This window comes from Paraburkholderia sp. RL17-383-BIF-A (assembly GCF_046028015.1).
Taxonomy (GTDB): domain Bacteria; phylum Pseudomonadota; class Gammaproteobacteria; order Burkholderiales; family Burkholderiaceae; genus Paraburkholderia.
Genome location: NZ_JARESR010000023.1, coordinates 18,647 through 34,714 on the forward strand (window position 1 = coordinate 18,647; position 16,068 = coordinate 34,714).

At 62.5% G+C, this 16,068-nt stretch carries 14 protein-coding genes; 9 read left to right on the forward strand and 5 right to left on the reverse strand.

The genetic code is table 11. From position 1 onward, the window contains the following. The first annotated feature begins 101 nt into the window (after positions 1-101). From otsA to P0D71_RS23875, 3 genes are all read left to right on the forward strand, one after another. Entirely contained in the window at positions 102-1,514 is a 1,413-nt protein-coding gene (gene otsA / locus P0D71_RS23865) for an alpha,alpha-trehalose-phosphate synthase (UDP-forming) (RefSeq protein WP_408184686.1), read from the forward strand. A 115-nt stretch (positions 1,515-1,629) separates the two neighbouring features. Continuing rightward, complete coding sequence (locus P0D71_RS23870) at positions 1,630-2,811, forward strand: AAA family ATPase (protein WP_408292788.1); 1,182 nt, start codon at positions 1,630-1,632, stop codon at positions 2,809-2,811. Positions 2,812-3,041: 230 nt separating this feature from the next. After that, on the forward strand, positions 3,042-4,109 hold the full coding sequence (locus P0D71_RS23875; RefSeq protein ID WP_408292786.1) for a glycosyltransferase family 4 protein: 1,068 nt from the start codon (positions 3,042-3,044) through the stop codon (positions 4,107-4,109). 306 nt (positions 4,110-4,415) lie between these two features. Here the strand turns inward: P0D71_RS23875 and P0D71_RS23880 are convergent, their stop codons facing one another. The 4 genes from P0D71_RS23880 to P0D71_RS23895 all read right to left on the reverse strand — a co-directional run bounded on the left by P0D71_RS23880 (position 4,416) and on the right by P0D71_RS23895 (position 6,380). After that, a complete protein-coding gene (locus P0D71_RS23880) occupies positions 4,416-5,003 on the reverse strand; it encodes a BPSL1445 family SYLF domain-containing lipoprotein (protein ID WP_408184687.1) in 588 nt (195 codons plus the stop codon). Between the two features lie 62 nt (positions 5,004-5,065). Then, positions 5,066-5,386, reverse strand: coding sequence for a hypothetical protein (locus P0D71_RS23885; protein ID WP_408482427.1), 321 nt, complete (start codon positions 5,384-5,386; stop codon positions 5,066-5,068). Continuing rightward, positions 5,383-5,832: a hypothetical protein gene (locus P0D71_RS23890; protein WP_408482428.1), complete on the reverse strand. Its 450-nt coding sequence runs from the start codon at positions 5,830-5,832 to the stop codon at positions 5,383-5,385. Before P0D71_RS23890 ends, P0D71_RS23885 begins: the two co-directional genes overlap by 4 nt. A 251-nt stretch (positions 5,833-6,083) precedes the next feature. Further along, positions 6,084-6,380: a PsiF family protein gene (locus tag P0D71_RS23895; protein WP_408184690.1), complete on the reverse strand. Its 297-nt coding sequence runs from the start codon at positions 6,378-6,380 to the stop codon at positions 6,084-6,086. A gap of 449 nt (positions 6,381-6,829) precedes the next feature. On the opposite strand from P0D71_RS23895, the gene P0D71_RS23900 reads away from it, so the two are divergent. Together P0D71_RS23900 and P0D71_RS23905 are read left to right on the forward strand one after the other, a co-directional pair. Next, positions 6,830-7,126 carry a YciI-like protein gene (locus P0D71_RS23900; RefSeq protein ID WP_408292780.1) on the forward strand — a complete coding sequence of 99 codons (297 nt, stop codon included), beginning with the start codon at positions 6,830-6,832 and terminating at the stop codon, positions 7,124-7,126. Positions 7,127-7,722: 596 nt separating this feature from the next. After that, entirely contained in the window at positions 7,723-8,958 is a 1,236-nt protein-coding gene (locus P0D71_RS23905) for a DUF6566 family protein (protein ID WP_408292777.1), read from the forward strand. Positions 8,959-9,086: 128 nt separating this feature from the next. On the opposite strand, the gene P0D71_RS23910 is transcribed toward P0D71_RS23905, so the two are convergent. Beyond that, positions 9,087-10,640 (reverse strand): mannose-1-phosphate guanylyltransferase/mannose-6-phosphate isomerase, encoded by a 1,554-nt coding sequence (locus P0D71_RS23910; protein WP_408482430.1) that lies wholly within the window; start codon positions 10,638-10,640, stop codon positions 9,087-9,089. A 634-nt stretch (positions 10,641-11,274) separates the two neighbouring features. Between P0D71_RS23910 and P0D71_RS23915 the strand changes: the two genes are divergently transcribed. The 4 genes from P0D71_RS23915 (at position 11,275) to P0D71_RS23930 (ending at position 15,964) form a co-directional block, all read left to right on the forward strand. Continuing rightward, positions 11,275-12,672: an undecaprenyl-phosphate glucose phosphotransferase gene (locus tag P0D71_RS23915; protein ID WP_408482432.1), complete on the forward strand. Its 1,398-nt coding sequence runs from the start codon at positions 11,275-11,277 to the stop codon at positions 12,670-12,672. Positions 12,673-12,772: 100 nt separating this feature from the next. Continuing rightward, a complete protein-coding gene (locus P0D71_RS23920) occupies positions 12,773-14,230 on the forward strand; it encodes a UDP-glucose dehydrogenase family protein (protein WP_408482433.1) in 1,458 nt (485 codons plus the stop codon). Between the two features lie 55 nt (positions 14,231-14,285). Then, positions 14,286-14,741, forward strand: a complete 456-nt coding sequence (locus P0D71_RS23925) for an arsenate reductase/protein-tyrosine-phosphatase family protein (protein WP_091794292.1) — start codon at positions 14,286-14,288, stop codon at positions 14,739-14,741. Then, the gene (locus P0D71_RS23930; RefSeq protein WP_091794289.1) at positions 14,735-15,964 is read left to right on the forward strand and encodes a polysaccharide biosynthesis/export family protein; all 1,230 of its coding nucleotides are present in this window, start codon (positions 14,735-14,737) and stop codon (positions 15,962-15,964) included. The genes P0D71_RS23925 and P0D71_RS23930 overlap by 7 nt, the downstream gene beginning before the upstream one ends. The last annotated feature ends 104 nt before the right edge of the window (positions 15,965-16,068 follow it).

The window sequence follows — 16,068 nt, forward strand, 5'->3', positions numbered from 1 at the left end:
TTTTGGGTTCTCCTCGCGCGATGGCGCACGAGACGAGACATCGCGAAAGACCCGATGATCGATACGCGAGCGCGCCGCGCGAACCAAGGAGGACATGCAACATGGGCCGACTCATCGTCGTGTCGAATCGCGTCGCAACGCCGACGGAAACCAAAGGATCGGCCGGCGGCCTCGCGGTCGGCGTATTCGGTGCGCTGAAAGATGCCGGAGGCGTGTGGTTCGGCTGGAGCGGCGACGTGGTCAGCGAGACCGTCGCCAATGCGGGTCCGACGCTGGAGCAGGACGGCGCGGTGACCTTCGCGACCGTGGGTCTGACGCGCAAGGATTACGACCAGTACTATCGCGGCTTTTCGAACGCGACGCTGTGGCCGGTATTCCACTACCGCAACGACCTCGCACGTTACGAGCGCGAGGAGTACGCGGGCTACCGGCGCGTCAATGCGTGGCTCGCGCACAAGCTGATCAAGTTGCTCGAACCCGACGACGTGATCTGGATTCACGACTACCATCTGATCCCGTTCGCCGAGGCGCTACGCAACGAGGGCGTGACGAACCGCATCGGCTTCTTCCTGCATATTCCGTTTCCCGCGCCGCAGATCCTGCTCAACATTCCGCCGCATGAAGAACTGGTGAAGTCGCTGTCGTGCTACGACCTGCTGGGCTTCCAGACCGCCACCGACGAACTCGCGTTCAAGGATTACGTCACGCGCCACGCCCGCGGTACGGTGGGCGCGGACGGCGTGGTCGAAGCATTCGGCCGCAAGCTGCGCACCGGCGTATACCGGATCGGCGTGTTCCCCGACGAAATCGCCGAGCAGGCGAAGCGCTACGAAAGCCGTCAGCACGTGCTCGACCTCAAGCAGAGCCTGGAAGGCCGCAAGCTGATCATGAGCGTCGACCGGCTGGATTATTCGAAGGGACTCGTCGAGCGGTTCCGCGCCTTCGAGCATCTGCTGGAGCGCTCGCCGGAGTGGCGCGGCAACGTCACGCTGGTGCAGATCGCGCCGCCCACGCGCTCGGACGTCGCCACCTACCAGAAGATTCGCCAGGATCTGGAGTACGAAGCAGGGCGCATCAACGGCCGCTACTCGGGACTCGATTACACGCCCATTCGCTATCTGAACCAGCAGTACGACCGCTGGAAGCTGATGTCGCTGTTTCGCGAGTCGCAGATCGGTTTCGTGACGCCGCTGCACGACGGCATGAACCTGGTCGCGAAGGAATACGTCGCCGCACAGAATCCCGACGATCCCGGCGTACTGGTGCTGTCGATTTTCGCGGGCGCGGCGGCGGAGCTAACGGGCGCGCTGCTCGTCAATCCACACGACGCGATTGGCATGTGCGAAGCGTTGCAGCGCGCGTTGCAGATGCCGCTCGACGCGCGTCAGCGGCGCCACGAGATCAACATGGCGGCGCTGCGCAAGAACGATCTGGGTGTCTGGCGCGATACCTTCCTGCGCGATCTGCGCAGCGTGCCGGTGCAGAAGCCGGGCAAGGGCGGCGGGCATAAATGACGGCATGTATCGACCAGTGCGTGGCCCGCTCGTCGAGCGGACGTTTCGCCGCGTGTGAGCGCGTAGCGGCGCCACGGAGCGCGCACGCATACGCGGCTGAACGTCAGGCGGACGCATGTTGACCACATTGGCTGTCGCGGGTTACCGGTCGCTGCGCGAGTTGATCGTGCCGCTCGGCCGCCTGAACGTGATCACAGGCGCCAATGGCAGCGGCAAGTCGAGCGTGTATCGGTCGCTGCGGTTGCTGGCGGAGACGGCGCGCGGCGGGGTGATTACTTCGCTGGCGCGCGAGGGCGGCCTGCCATCCACGTTGTGGGCTGGTCCTGAGCGCTTTTCGCGGGCGGTGCTGGCCGGCGAGTTTCCGGTCGAGGGCACGCGGCGCAACGAGCCTGTGAGTCTGCGGCTAGGCTTTGCCGGCGACCAGTTCGGCTATGCGATCGATCTCGGTCTGCCGGCGCCAGAGCGGCCGTCACCTCCCATTCCCAGCAAGTTCACGCTTGATCCAGTCATCAAGCGTGAATGCATCTGGAGCGGCCCGGTGCTGCGGCCTTCAGCCTTGCTGGTGGACCGGCACGGCCCGGCGTTGCGCACGCGCGATGAGCGTGGCGACTGGCAAACCATTCCGCAACCCGTCGCCAGCTTCGACAGCATGATGACGGAGTTCTCCGATCCACGCACCGCGCCCGAGATGGTCACGGTGCGCGAGCAGATCCGCTCGTGGCGCTTCTACGACCATTTCCGCACCGACGCCGAAGCGCCCGCGCGTCTGCCGCAGATCGGCACGCACACGCCGGTGCTCGCGAACGACGGCGCGGACCTCGCCGCGGCCTTGCAAACTATCCGCGAGATCGGCGACCCGGCCGCGCTCGACGCCGCCATCGACGACGCCTTTCCAGGCTCGCGCCTCGACATCGCGACCCAGGACGGCCGCTTCGAAGTGGTGATGCAGCAGCATGGCTTGCTGCGAGCGCTGAAAGGCGCGGAGCTGTCGGACGGCACCTTGCGCTACCTGCTGCTGGTCGCGGCGCTGTTGACGCCGCGTCCGCCCGAACTCCTCGTGCTGAACGAACCCGAAACGAGCCTGCATCCGGATTTGCTGCCGGCGCTCGCCCGCCTGATCGCGCAAGCCGCCACGCATTCGCAGGTGCTGGTGGTGTCGCACGCGGCGCGGCTGATCGCGTCGCTCGAGCGCGAGGAGGCGAGCCAGTCGATCGTGCTGGAGAAACACTTCGGCGCGACCCGTATCGCCGACCCGGACGATCGAGATTTGCCGCCGTGGAAATGGCCGGCGAGATAACCGCACAATCGTATCGGCGGCGCGCCGCATGTAAGCTGGATGTAACAGCGCCGAGAAAATGCAAGATTGGCGGTTTTTTGTTGTCCCGTAGTGAATAATGCATCGATGCCGGTCCTGCATCGCGCCCGAGCGCGACCATTGCATTGATCGGAGGTATCGGCGCTGTCATACGCAGCGCCGCTGACGTGCACCGCCCAAGGCGCAAGCCCGTCAGCTTACGGAGACACAATATGAAGATTGCGCAGATCGCCCCTCTGACCGAATCGGTGCCGCCGAAGCTTTACGGCGGCACGGAGCGCGTCGTGTCGTACATCACCGAGGCGCTGGTCGAACTCGGCCATGACGTGACGCTGTTCGCAAGCGGCGATTCCGTGACCAGCGCGAAGCTCGAAGCCGTCTGGCCGCGCGCGCTGCGGCTCGACCCGGGCATTCGCGATCGCGTCGCGCCCCATATGCTGCTGATGGAACTGGTGCGCCGCCAGGCCGAAGACTTCGACGTTCTGCATTTTCACCTCGACTATTACTCGTTCTCGGTTTTCAAGCGTCAGGAAACGCCGTTCGTAACGACCATGCACGGCCGGCTCGACTTGCCGGAGCAACAGCCGGTATTCGACACCTTTAACACGGCGCCCGTGATCTCGATTTCGAACGCGCAGCGCCATCCGCTGCCGCAGGCCAAGTGGTTGACCACCGTGTATCACGGCTTGCCTGAGCAGCTCTATACGCCGCAACCGGTCGAGCAGAAGTACCTGGCGTTTCTCGGCCGGATTTCGCCGGAAAAGCGGGTCGACACGGCGATCCGGATTGCCGGCCGTTGCGGTATGCCGATTCGCATTGCGGCGAAGGTGGACGCGGCCGACCGCGAGTATTTCGAACGCGACATCCGTCCGTTGCTGGATTTGCCCTATGTGGAGTTCATCGGCGAGATTGCGGATCATCAGAAGGCCGAGTTCCTGTCCGGTGCGCACGCGTTGCTGTTTCCGATCGACTGGCCCGAGCCGTTCGGTCTCGTGATGATCGAAGCAATGGCATGCGGCACGCCGGTGATCGCGTTCAACCGCGGCTCGGTGCCGGAAGTGCTGGAAGACGGCGTGACGGGCTTTATCGTGGAAGACGAGATCGGCGCCGTGGCGGCGGTCAATCGTCTGCACAAGATGCCGCGTGCGGGCGTGCGGCAGCGCTTCGAGGAGCGCTTCACCTCGCACCGCATGGCTCAACAGTATGTGAACGCGTATCAGTCGGTGATTCGCGCGCAGAAGCGTTCGCGCTTCAAGGTGATCGATACGTCGGGAAGCTGATCCGAAGGGATTCAGCCAACGCGGCGGGATAAAAAAGAGCGGCGATGCGTGGTGCGCACCGCCGCTTTTTATTGCCGCATCACTCGGAACAGCGAGGCGCCGCGGACGGCCGGGACTTGTGCGTCAGGCCATGCGGTACGCCCGCGCTGAACCTCGGCCCACAAAAGCTCACCGGCGCGGCGCGTGCCGCGTTGTTTGCAATGCACAGGCGGTCCGCGTGGGATTGCGTCTGATCCGGCCACCGCTGCTCACGGAACCCGGCGGATCAGACGCACACCCCGCAGACCGGCAATCGGACCGCGCGCGTTAGATCTTCAGACGCGAGACCTTGGTGCCTTGCAGTGATACATCGGCCATCAGGCCGGCATTGGTGAGCACGAACACCTCGACCGGCGCCGTTGCCGTGTTGGTGTCGATCGCGCCGTTTGCGCCCATCTTCACCAGCGCGACCGAGGCGTCGCCGCCCGCCGACCAGCCGTCGGCATTGCGGAATTTATCCAGTGCATCCTGCGTCATGAACAGGAAGATGATCGCCTTGGATTGCGCACCTGCCTGAAAGCCGAACGAACCGGAAATCGTGCTGTAGTAGCCGACCGTGCCGCCGCCGACCCGCAGCGAGCCTTCGCCGTACTGACCGCCGACGATAAAGCCCACCTGAAGTACCGACGGGAAAACGAGAACGCCGCGCGCCTTCGAGACCAGTTCGCGCGAGCCTTGCACGGTCGTGAAGAGCCGCGACATGGTGCCTTCGACGCTAGCGTCGATCGACTGGCGTTTGGATGCGTCGGTGGCGGGTGTGTCAGGGTTGCCTTTGTTCGTCGTACAACCAGCGAGTGCAAGGCCTCCGAAAGCGAGCGCAGCGGTAGTCTTCAACATGAAGTTTCGTCTTTGCATCGTTTTTCTCCGTCATGGTTCCGGGGCGCAACCTCATTTGATATTGCCGGGTTGCCTTTGAGTTATATCACACGCAAGCACAAATGGCGCGCTTCCTTGGCAGGCCAAGAGCCTTGTGTGACGGGGGTTTCGGGCAAATCGTAAGACGTCGTGCTGTAATTTTGACTGCTGCGGGAGCCTGCGGCGTAGCCGCGCGCGCCGCGCGTTGGAATGGTTCCGGGGAAATCGTGCCTGATTTGATTGGGCTCAATGGAAGGGTACGCGTGAGCGCGTCGACGGATCATTTTTACCGATTTTTCGCCGGGCGTATAAGCGTTGCAATCAAACTGAAAGTGTTGCTTCGACGCCGCAGATCTGATGCCGGATCGGATGAGCACTTTCATCCGTGATTCGCCGGACTTTTGACCGCAGGCGGACGCCGCAATACGCGACGCACCATGCCGATCAACATGCCGAGCAGGAACAGCGTCACGGCCGGCACGATCCAGTAGCCGACGAATGCATGCCAGAGGTAAGCCATCAGCGTAGCGCGGCGCACGCTGTATTCATTGCGGGCGTCCTGTTGACGCGCCGCGTTCGCGGCCAGCACCTCGCTTGGGCAGCCTGCGGCTTGCGCCTCATCGGGCTTGCCGCGGCAGCGCGCAGGGGCGCCGGCGGCGCGTTGTGCGTCGGTGAAATTCCAGCTGGTGAGCGCGCGGTCGAGGTCGACGGCGTTGTACGCCATTTCCTCGCGAATCTCGCTCACCGCCACGATCGCCACGGGCACCGCCCAGAATATGATGACGACCAGCCACCGCCTCAGCCAGCGGTTTTTATGCTTCGATACCATCCTTGCCTCCGATGGATGCTCTGCAGCACCAACGACAAGATGGCGGCCCGTCTAATGTTGTATATGGGGGTGGGCCGTCTCCGCAGCCATCATAGAAGAAAAATGGCGCGTTCGGGCGGGTGGACAGTGAAGGGCGGGGCGGGAGGCAGGCAAACAGCGCGCCGGATACGGCGTCGCTGTGTTCGAACGGAAAGCGCTCGTGCGCCGCGCTCGTCGCGCGGCGCCGATTCGCTATGTTTGACTTGCTGTGATCACTTGGACGGCGCGGACGACAGGCAACTCTTCATGAACGCCTTGCGGTCATCACCCTTCTTGTCGGTGGCTTGCGTGTTGCACGCCTTCATCTTGTCCTGCTGGCTCATCGGCGCGGCGGCGGCCGGCTTGGCGGACAGGCAGGTCTTCATGAATGCCTTGCGGTCGTCGCCCTTCTTGTCGCCGGCCTGCTTGTTACAGTCGGCCATTTTCGTTTGCTGGCTGTTCTCCGCGAACACCGGCGAAACGAGGACAGCGCCCAGCACCAGCGTAGCGATAGCGGATTGGATTTTCATGTGACACTCCATCGGTGGTGAAAACGTTTTTGGTCGTTCATGCGCGCGGGCGTCAACGGTATCCAGGACCCTCGGCACGTCCATTATGGCAAATGCTGTCTGCCAGAACGGCCAAAACAGCAATCCGGTTGACACGCGCTCACGCTGGTTTTCCCCTACGTGGCGGGGATTCGCGCCGGATTGGAGAATGAAAGGACAATGGCGGCCATGTCGAATTATGTTATGCATTCCAGATTAATTGCATAAGGCGAATACAAACGAATTAGCACGGCATCATTCGATAGAATGAATCTGGAAATTCAAACATGCTTTGTGCATTGCTGCAGGTGCAATTGAATAGTAAATCGGCATGAAATTCTGTATCCCGATATATGGGTAATATTGACCGCGATGCATGCCGCGGTTGCGTCGCTGGTCCCCTTCCCCGCACCGTCCCAAGGAGGCTCTCCATGCACTATCTGTTGATGTATGACCTGGTGTCCGACTACCTGGAACGGCGTGCCGTATACCGCGACGAGCATCTGAAGCTCGCGTGGGCCGCCGCGGGGCGCGGCGAACTGCTGCTGGGCGGCGCGTTGAGCGAGCCCACCGACACCGCTGTTCTGCTCTTTCAGAGCGACTCTCCCGCAGTCGCCGAAGCCTTTGCCCAAGCCGATCCCTATGTGCTCTCCGGTCTCGTGACGCGCTGGCGCGTGCGTGAATGGACGACGGTGGTCGGCGAGGGCGCGGCAAAGCCGGTACGTTGAAACCCAATCGAGCGGGTCGTATCGGAGAAGCGCTGAGCCGCGCAGTCAGTCGGCGGGTGGCGCGCTGCGTTCGCCGCGTCGCACAGGCCGATGTCCACGCGCTCATGTACCGCGCATAGTCTTTCCGGGCGCGGCTTCCCCACGCCTGTTCCTCACAAAGCCGCAAGCGAAATGCATCGAAATATCGAGTCGAGGAGATCGCCGATTCATTAAAGCCTATTCACGCGTGATGCCTAAATGTTGTGCGCCGCAATAGCGTCGTTTTGTGCCCGGAAGCGACAGGAGTTCTGTGACGGTAATGCGAGAAAAGACGCAGCAAAAAGGACAAGATTGTTTCTATCCGTAACACTTGTCTCACTCATATTCACGGAAACCCTGGGGATGGTATGCTTCGTGCACAAATTCTCCCATGCACGAGTGAGACCACGTTTTGTGCTTCGCAATAGGGATAAGCCGCACTAAGAAAGGGCGGGTTTGACCAGCTGACAGAACGTACAAAACATATTTGTGCAACCGCGGGCTGCACACGAATCGTGAAAGTTGAATTCGTGGCGTCCCAAAGCCGCGGCCCGGCCAGGCTGCGTGGAGAAAACCCAATGTTTTTCGATGAGCTAAGCAATGACGAATGGGCGCTGCTGGCAGCGCTTGTCTCAGACGAGCCGGCCGTCCGTTTAAACCGGCGTGGCCGGCCTCGCGCCGAACCGCGCATCGTGGCGAACGCCGTCCTGTGGATTCTCACAACCGGTGAACCCTGGTCAAAACTGCCCGGCCGTTACCCGTCGGGTCCCACTTGCCGGCGCCGCTTTGAAGAGTGGCAATTGAACGGCACGCTGCTGGAGATGGTTCGGCTGTTGTCGCAAACCGGTCGCACTTTTGCGTACGTCCCTCAACCGGCGCCGCCCGTCGCGGCCAAACCCGCCGCACCGGTAGCGGAAAGCCCCCGCACGCGCGACGAGAATCTGCGTGGCGTGTCGTGGAGAAGTCCCGAGTCGTGGCAGGCGCCCGGTATGTCGAGCAGCCTCGCCAACTGGCGTTCGGCCGATCCGATTGCCGACATGACGCGGCAGTTGTCCGGGGTTGCTAATGGAACTTCAAACGGAGTTTCAGGCGCGGTTTCAAGCGGCCTTTCAAGCGGTGTGGCGAACGGCATGACGAACGTCTCGCCAGTGTCGCGCGCACCGGCGTCGCACGGTGCAGCGCCTGCGCGGTATGTCGCGCGCGCAGAACTGCCTCGCGCGGACGAAGCGGGCGCGGTGAATGCGGCCATGCACGGTTTGAACTCCGCCATCGCGTCGGCGCGCGGCACCCCCGCGCCCGATGATCGGCGCAGTCCGCTGTCGATGAGTCTCGCGCCTCGCGGCACGGAAATCGCCGACCGCGGCTATGTGATCTATGTCTCGGCTGAGCGGGTGCCGAACGCCATGTATCGCGCATGGGCGGAAATCATGAAGGACGGCAAACGCGTCGAGCGTTCCGGCCTCGTCGGCCCGCGCTTTGAGGATGCGCAAGCGGCAGAGCACTACGCGCTGGACTGGGCGCGCCAGTGGATCGACCGTGAATGCCTCACGCTGGCAGCGGCAGCTGAATCAGCAGCATCGGCGCATGCGTCAGCGAACCCGGCGCACGCCGCGGCTCGTCCGTTGCCAGCCCTGCGCCATGTGCCGGAGCCGGTCGCGGTCAATCACGGCGCGCCTTTGCATGGACCGCTGAACGCGTTCCGTGGCCCCTTGCGCCGTTATCCCGGCGAACCGGCGGCTGTCAACGCAGCAACCGAGAGCAGTGCATCAGACCGTTTTCCGTCGTACACAGAACTCATCTCCCACGCGGGATGAGGGCGGCGGCTAGCACGGCATTTCCCCGCGGCCGGTAGGAGCAACCGCCGCAGGTTCCCGCTTCATTCGTTGTGATTCACTGGTGATGTCAGCAGGACGCCATTCCTGACGCCCTGGGTTGACGTGCGTTACTGGCGTCCGTAGGTGTCGTCGAAGCGCACGATATCGTCTTCGCCGAGATACGAACCGGACTGGACCTCGATCATTTCGAGCGGCATCTTGCCGGGGTTTTCCAGGCGGTGGGTGACGCCCAGCGGAATATAGGCCGATTCGTTTTCGGAGACGATAAAGCGCTCTTCACCGCGCGTGACGAGTGCGGTGCCGCGCACGACGATCCAATGTTCGGCGCGGTGATGATGCATTTGCAGCGAGAGCCGCGCGCCCGGTTTCACCACGATCCGTTTGACCTGGAAGCGCTCGCCGGTGTCGACGGAATCGTAGTTGCCCCACGGGCGGTGCACCTTGCGATGATTGGCCGCCTCCAGTCCGCCGTCGTTGCGAATCCGTCCCACGATCTTCTTGACGTCCTGCACGCGCGACTTGTCGGCCACCAGAATGGCGTCGGCCGTTTCAACCACCACGAGATCCTGCGTGCCCACGCAGGCAATCAGGCGTCCTTCCGAATGCGCGAAGGTCGAGGCGGCGCCTTCGAACATCACACGTCCACGCCCTACGTTCTGATCGGCGTCCTTGTCCGAGATGTCCCAGATCGCGTCCCACGAACCCACGTCGGACCAGCCCGCCTGCAACGGCACGACGATGCCCGAGGCCGCGCTCTGATCGTTGCCGAGCTGTTCCATCACCGCGTAGTCGATCGAATTCGACGGTGACGCGCTGAACGCGTCGCGTTGCAGACGGAAGAAGTCGCCGTCCGCTTTGCCGCCCGCGAAGGCCGCGTCGCAGGCTTCGTAAATGGCCGGCTGGAAATGGCGGATCGCCTTCAGCCAGGTGGACGCGCGCATGATGAAGATGCCGCTATTCCACCAGTACTCCTGCGATTCGATATAACGCTGCGCCAACTCCAGATGCGGCTTCTCGACGAAGCGATCGAGCTTGTGTGCGCCGATCTTGCCGATGGTTTCGACACCGGCTTCCTGTGCATCATTAGTCGTGCCAAGCGCCGCGCCGATACGAATGTAGCCATAGCCCGTTTCCGCGCGCGTCGGCACGATACCCATCGTGACGATATGACCAGCTGCCGCGTGCTGCACGCCGGTCGCCACTGCCGCATGAAATCCGTCGATATCCGTGACAGCGTGATCGGCGGGCATGACCACCATGATGCCGTCTTCGTCCTGCGCGGCGACGGAGAGGGCGGCCACCGTGAGCGCCGGCGCCGTGTCGCGTCCGGTGGGCTCGAGAATCAGCCGGGTTGGCTTGCCGCTCGTGCGCAGTTGCTCGGCGGTCGTGAAGCGCTGGTCTTCATTAGCCACCACGACGAGTTGCTCGGTAAGCGGATAGCCGGCTTCAAGTCCGTCGAGACGGCGCGTGGTGGATTGCAGCAGCGAATCTTCGCCGAGCAGGCCGATGAGCTGCTTTGGGTGCTGTTCGCGCGACATCGGCCACAACCGCGTGCCGGAGCCGCCTGCCAGAATCACGGGATGAACCTTGAGCTTGACGTTCAGGGACTTGACTTGCATAGACCGGGTGTCGGCGGGCGTGGCCGTAACCGGAGCTGTCATGATGGACTCCTCGAGGCTGGGTGAATGCGTCGAGTTTTATCACGAACTCAGGAATCAATAAAAGCGCGTTAAATAGAAACTATATAAAGCGCCCAATAAATTTATCCATTTCGTGAAGAAAAAATGTCCGGATAATTTTTTAAAAAGAAAAATTACCCGAAAAAAATCCCGCACCATTTTTTTATCGTCATTCATGCCGCAGAATAACGACAGAAGGCGCTGCGTAAGCTTCGTAGGAAAACGCTCAGAAAGCATGAAATTGGCTCGTATAAACGCTTGCCGGGCATCAGTCAAACACCAAATCCGGTAAGAATTGCCGAACAAAATTGAGAAAAAATGCTGGAATTTTGACCGATACAATTTGAGATATTTTGCGGTCTTGCGGCGGGAATTTTAATATCGCTTTATCTATACCTGTACAAGGGTATTCACTCATTCCGACACGCGTTTCCCAATCCGGCCGTGTAGACGGTTTTTCGAACGGGAAACAGAAGGGCAATTAGCACGGCTTCAAATAGTTTCGCGTCGCGCATGAATTTGCATGACGCGCATACCGGCGTTGTGCGTCCCGTCGCTGGACCGGATTTCAATCAACCAACGGATGGCACTTGACTGACGAACTGAGGGGCAGCGCATGCTGAGCGTTCTATCGAGAATCATCGACATCGCCATGGTCGCGCTCGGCGCCGCCATCGCGGCGGCCGTGCACAGCGGGAAAGTGGTGTGGCTGGACGATATGCAAAGCGTCTCGCTCGCGTTCGACTGTCTGCTGGTGGTGGTGTTTTTCCCCGCGCTCGGGATCTATCAGTCATGGCGCGGCAAGCCGCTGTATGACATGCTGAGCCGCGTGGCGGGCGGCTGGCTGCTGGTGGAAATCACCGGCGTGCTGATCAGCTTCAGCCTGCACCGCTCGGACAGCCTGTCGCGGCTGTGGCTCGTTTATTGGGCCGTGGCGACCATCGTGCTCCTGATCGTCACCAAGGTGATCGTCTATTCGATTCTGCGCGGACTGCGCCGCGAGGGCTTCAATCAGCGCGCGGTGGCGATTGTCGGTGGCGCGCCGTATGGGCGCTTTCTGATCCAGCAGATGCGCAGCCGTCCGGAGGCTGGGTTCAGCCCGGTCGTGGTGTTCGACGAGGACGGCACGATCAATCCGTATGAAGACCCGGATGCGGGCGAGGCGATCGAAGGCGTGCCGGTCGAGCGCGACTATCAACGCATGCTGCACCTCGTGCGCCAGCGCGCGATCCGCGAACTGTGGCTCGCGCTGCCGATCTCGAAGGAGAAAGCGATCCATCGCTTCGTGATGGACCTGCGCAACGACTTCGTGAACATCCGCTTCATTCCGGACGTGCGCAGCCTCACGCTCTTCAATCAGCCGATGGTCGATCTGCTCGGCGTGCCGGCGATCAACCTGGCCGCCTCGCCGATCACCGATCTGCGCGTGCTGCCCAAGCGCGTGTTCGACCGTCTGTTCGCGCTCGCCGCGTTGACCGCGCTCGCGCCGATCATGCTGGTGATCGCCGCCGCGGTGAAGCTGAACTCGCCCGGTCCCGTGTTCTTCCGGCAGAAGCGCAAAGGTATCGACGGCAATCAGTTCGAGATCTACAAGTTCCGCTCGATGCGCGTGCACAAGGAAGAGGTTGGCAAGATCACCCAGGCTACGCGGCGCGATCCGCGCATCACCGCGGTCGGCGCGTTCTTGCGGCGCACGAGCCTCGACGAGCTGCCGCAGTTCATCAACGTGCTGCGCGGCGAGATGTCGGTGGTCGGCCCGCGTCCGCATGCGCTCGAACACGACGACATCTACAAGGACCTGGTCAAGGGCTACATGCACCGCTACCGGATCAAGCCGGGCATTACCGGTTGGGCACAGATCAACGGCTATCGCGGCGAAACCGATCGCATCGAAAAGATGATGGGCCGCGTCAAGCTCGATCTGTACTACATGCAGCACTGGACCTTCTGGCTCGACATCAAGATCGTCGTGCTGACGCTGTGGAAGGGCTTCGTGGGCAGCAACGCATATTGACCCGCTGATTACCCGCTCATTGCACGCTTATTGAGCCTTAGCCGCGCAACGCATCGCGCGAGCGCATTCCTGAATCAACTCCATTTTCGAGGTGTAATACATGAACCTGACGATCATCGGTAGTGGCTACGTGGGCCTCGTGACGGGCGCGTGTCTGGCCGACATCGGCCACGATGTGTTCTGTCTCGACGTCGATCAGCGCAAGATCGACGTGCTCAACAACGGCGGTGTGCCGATCCATGAACCGGGTCTGCAGGAGATCATCGCGCGCAATCGCAAGGCCGGCCGTCTGAAGTTCTCGACCGACGTCGAAGCGGCCGTCGCGCACGGCGATATCCAGTTCATCGCGGTCGGCACGCCCTCCGACGAGGACGGTTCCGCCGACCTGCAATACGTGCTGGCCGCCGCGCGCAATATCGGCCGATATATGTCGGGCTTCAAGGTGATCGTCGACAAATCGACGGTGCCGGTCGGCACGGCCTCGCGCGTGCGCGAGGTGATCGCCGCCGAGCTGGCCGAACGCAATGCCGCGCATATGTTCTCGGTGGTGTCGAATCCCGAGTTCCTGAAAGAGGGCGCGGCGGTGGAAGACTTCACGCGGCCCGATCGCATCGTGCTGGGTTGCGACGAAGACGTGCCCGGCGAGAAAGCGCGCGAACTGATGAAGCGCCTCTACGCGCCGTTCAACCGCAATCGTGAACGCACGCTGTACATGGACGTGCGCTCGGCCGAATTCACCAAATACGCGGCCAACGCCATGCTGGCCACGCGTATTTCGTACATGAACGAACTCGCGAATCTGGCCGACCGCGTTGGCGCGGATATCGAGGCGGTGCGCCGCGGCATCGGTTCCGATCCGCGCATCGGTTATGACTTCCTGTATGCCGGTTGCGGCTACGGCGGTTCGTGCTTTCCGAAAGACGTGCAGGCGCTGATCCGCACGGCCGCGGACCACAAGGCGAATCTGCGCATTCTCGAAGCGGTCGAAGCGGTCAACGACACGCAGAAGAAAGTGCTCGCGCACAAGATCGTCTCGCGTCTGGGCGAAGATCTGTCGGACCGCACCTTCGGCGTATGGGGCCTCGCCTTCAAGCCGAATACCGACGACATGCGCGAAGCGCCGAGCCGTCCGCTGATCGCCGAACTGCTGCGCCGCGGCGCTCGCGTGAAGGCGTACGACCCGGTCGCGATCGACGAATCGAAGCGGGTGTTCGCGCTCGATCTGAAGGACGTGCCGCAGCAGCACGCGCGCCTCGAATTCGTGAAGGAAGAGATGGATGCGGCCGTTGGCGCCGACGCGCTGGTGATCCTCACCGAGTGGAAGGTGTTCAAGAGCCCGGACTTCGATTCGCTCAAACGGATTCTCAAGACGCCGCTGATTTTCGACGGCCGCAACCTGTACGAACCGGACGCGCTGCTCGAACTCGGCATCGAGTATCAGGCGATCGGCCGTCAGCACGCGCTGCGCAACGCACCGGCGAAGGTCGGCGCAAACGGCTTGCCGCTCGCGCGATCGGAAGCGGCGGAAACGCCGGATACGGCCGAAGCCGGCCGCTGATCCGGTTCCGACGCACGGATACGCCGTCACCACGCGCCTCATCCCGGAGCCTGCCATGTTTGCCAACGTTCTGATCGTTTGCCACGCCAACGTGTGCCGTTCGCCTGCCGCGGAAATGCTGTTCAAGGCCCGGCAACGCGCGGCGTCGCGTTCGCATTCGGCGCCGATCGCGTTTCATTCGGCGGGCCTGCGCGCGGTGAACGGTCACGGCATGGACCCTGTGATGCGGCGCCTGCTCGACGAGCAGGGCGTCGCCTCGGGCATCCACTACTCACGGCGTCTGAACCGGCAACTCGTGCGCAACGCCGATCTGGTGCTGGTCACCGAGCGCGCGCAGGTGAGCGACGTCGAAGCGCTCGATCCGGCCTCGCGCGGCAAGGTCTATCCGCTCGGCAAGTGGGAAGCGGATTCCGACGTCGCCGATCCGCATGGCGGTGCGGAAACCGCTTATAGGGAGAGTCTCGTGCTCATCGAACATCTGGTCATGGGATGGCTGAAAAAAATATGCTGATGAAAAAACTCGCTGCACACTCGTTCGCGAACGGCAAGTACACGAATTTCAAGTCGAACCTTGCCGCCACGCTTTTGCTGACGTCCTTTCTGTCGGCCTGCGCCACCGCACCTGGCAATTACCTCGACACCTCCCGTCTGAAAGACGATGGCCAGCACGACAGTCAACCCGCCGAGACCTATCCGGTCCATGTGATCGACGCCGCCGTCGTGACCGCGCAGGCGCAAGCCGCCGCCGCGAAGACGCAGGTGCTGCCGCCCTCGACGCTGAGCGACCCGTCGCAGTACGTGTACCGCCTGTCGCCGCAGGACATTCTCGGCATCACCGTGTGGGACCACCCTGAACTGACCACGCCGCAGGGCAGCACGCTGTCGGCGGGCGGCAACACCACGCAGTCGGTCGGCGGCGCCTTGCAGCAGCCGTATACGGCCGCGCTGCCGGGCCAGGCCGACCCGTACGGCCAGACCATCGCCGCCGACGGCACGATCTTCTTCCCGTTCGTCGGCCGCATCCGGGCCGCCGGCAAAACCGTCGGCGAGGTGCGCGATCAGTTGAGCGCCGGCCTCGTGCGCTATATCCGCAATCCGCAAGTCGACGTGCGCGTGCTGTCGTACCGCGGCCAGAAGGTGCAGGTGACCGGCGAAGTGAAGACGCCGGGCCCGCTCGCCATGAGCGACGTGCCCCTCACGCTGGTCGACGCGATCACCCGTTCGGGCGGCACGAATGCGGACGCCGACATTCAGCGCGTACGTCTCACGCGCAACAACAAACTCTATGTGCTCGACGCCGACCGCATGCTCGATCGCGGCGACACCACGCAGAACGTGATGCTCCAGAACGGCGACGTGATCAACGTGCCGGACCGCACCGACAGCCGCGTGTTCGTGATGGGTGAGGTGAAGACGCCGATCCAGTTGCCGATCATCAAAGGCCGCATGACGATCGCCGATGCGCTCACGCAAGGCGGCGGCATTCTCGACACGGACGCCAATCCGCGCCAGATCTTCGTGATGCGCGGCATGAAAGACCATCCGACCACGCCGGATGTCTACCGCCTCGACATGACGCAACCGGACGCCATCATGCTGTCCTCGCAGTTCCAGTTGCAGCCGCTGGATGTCGTGTACGTGGGCACCGCTGCGTCGACCACCTTCAACCGTGTGTTGCAGCAGGTGTTGCCGAGTGTGCAGACGTTGTTCTACCTGAAACAGCTGACGCGCTAATCGTCTGAGCCGTCGTCAGGCCCGCGCCGCGCCGTCCTTCAGGGACGCGGCGCGGGACCGAAGCAAATGCCGATGTAACCGATACGGGAAGCGAACTGTGAGCA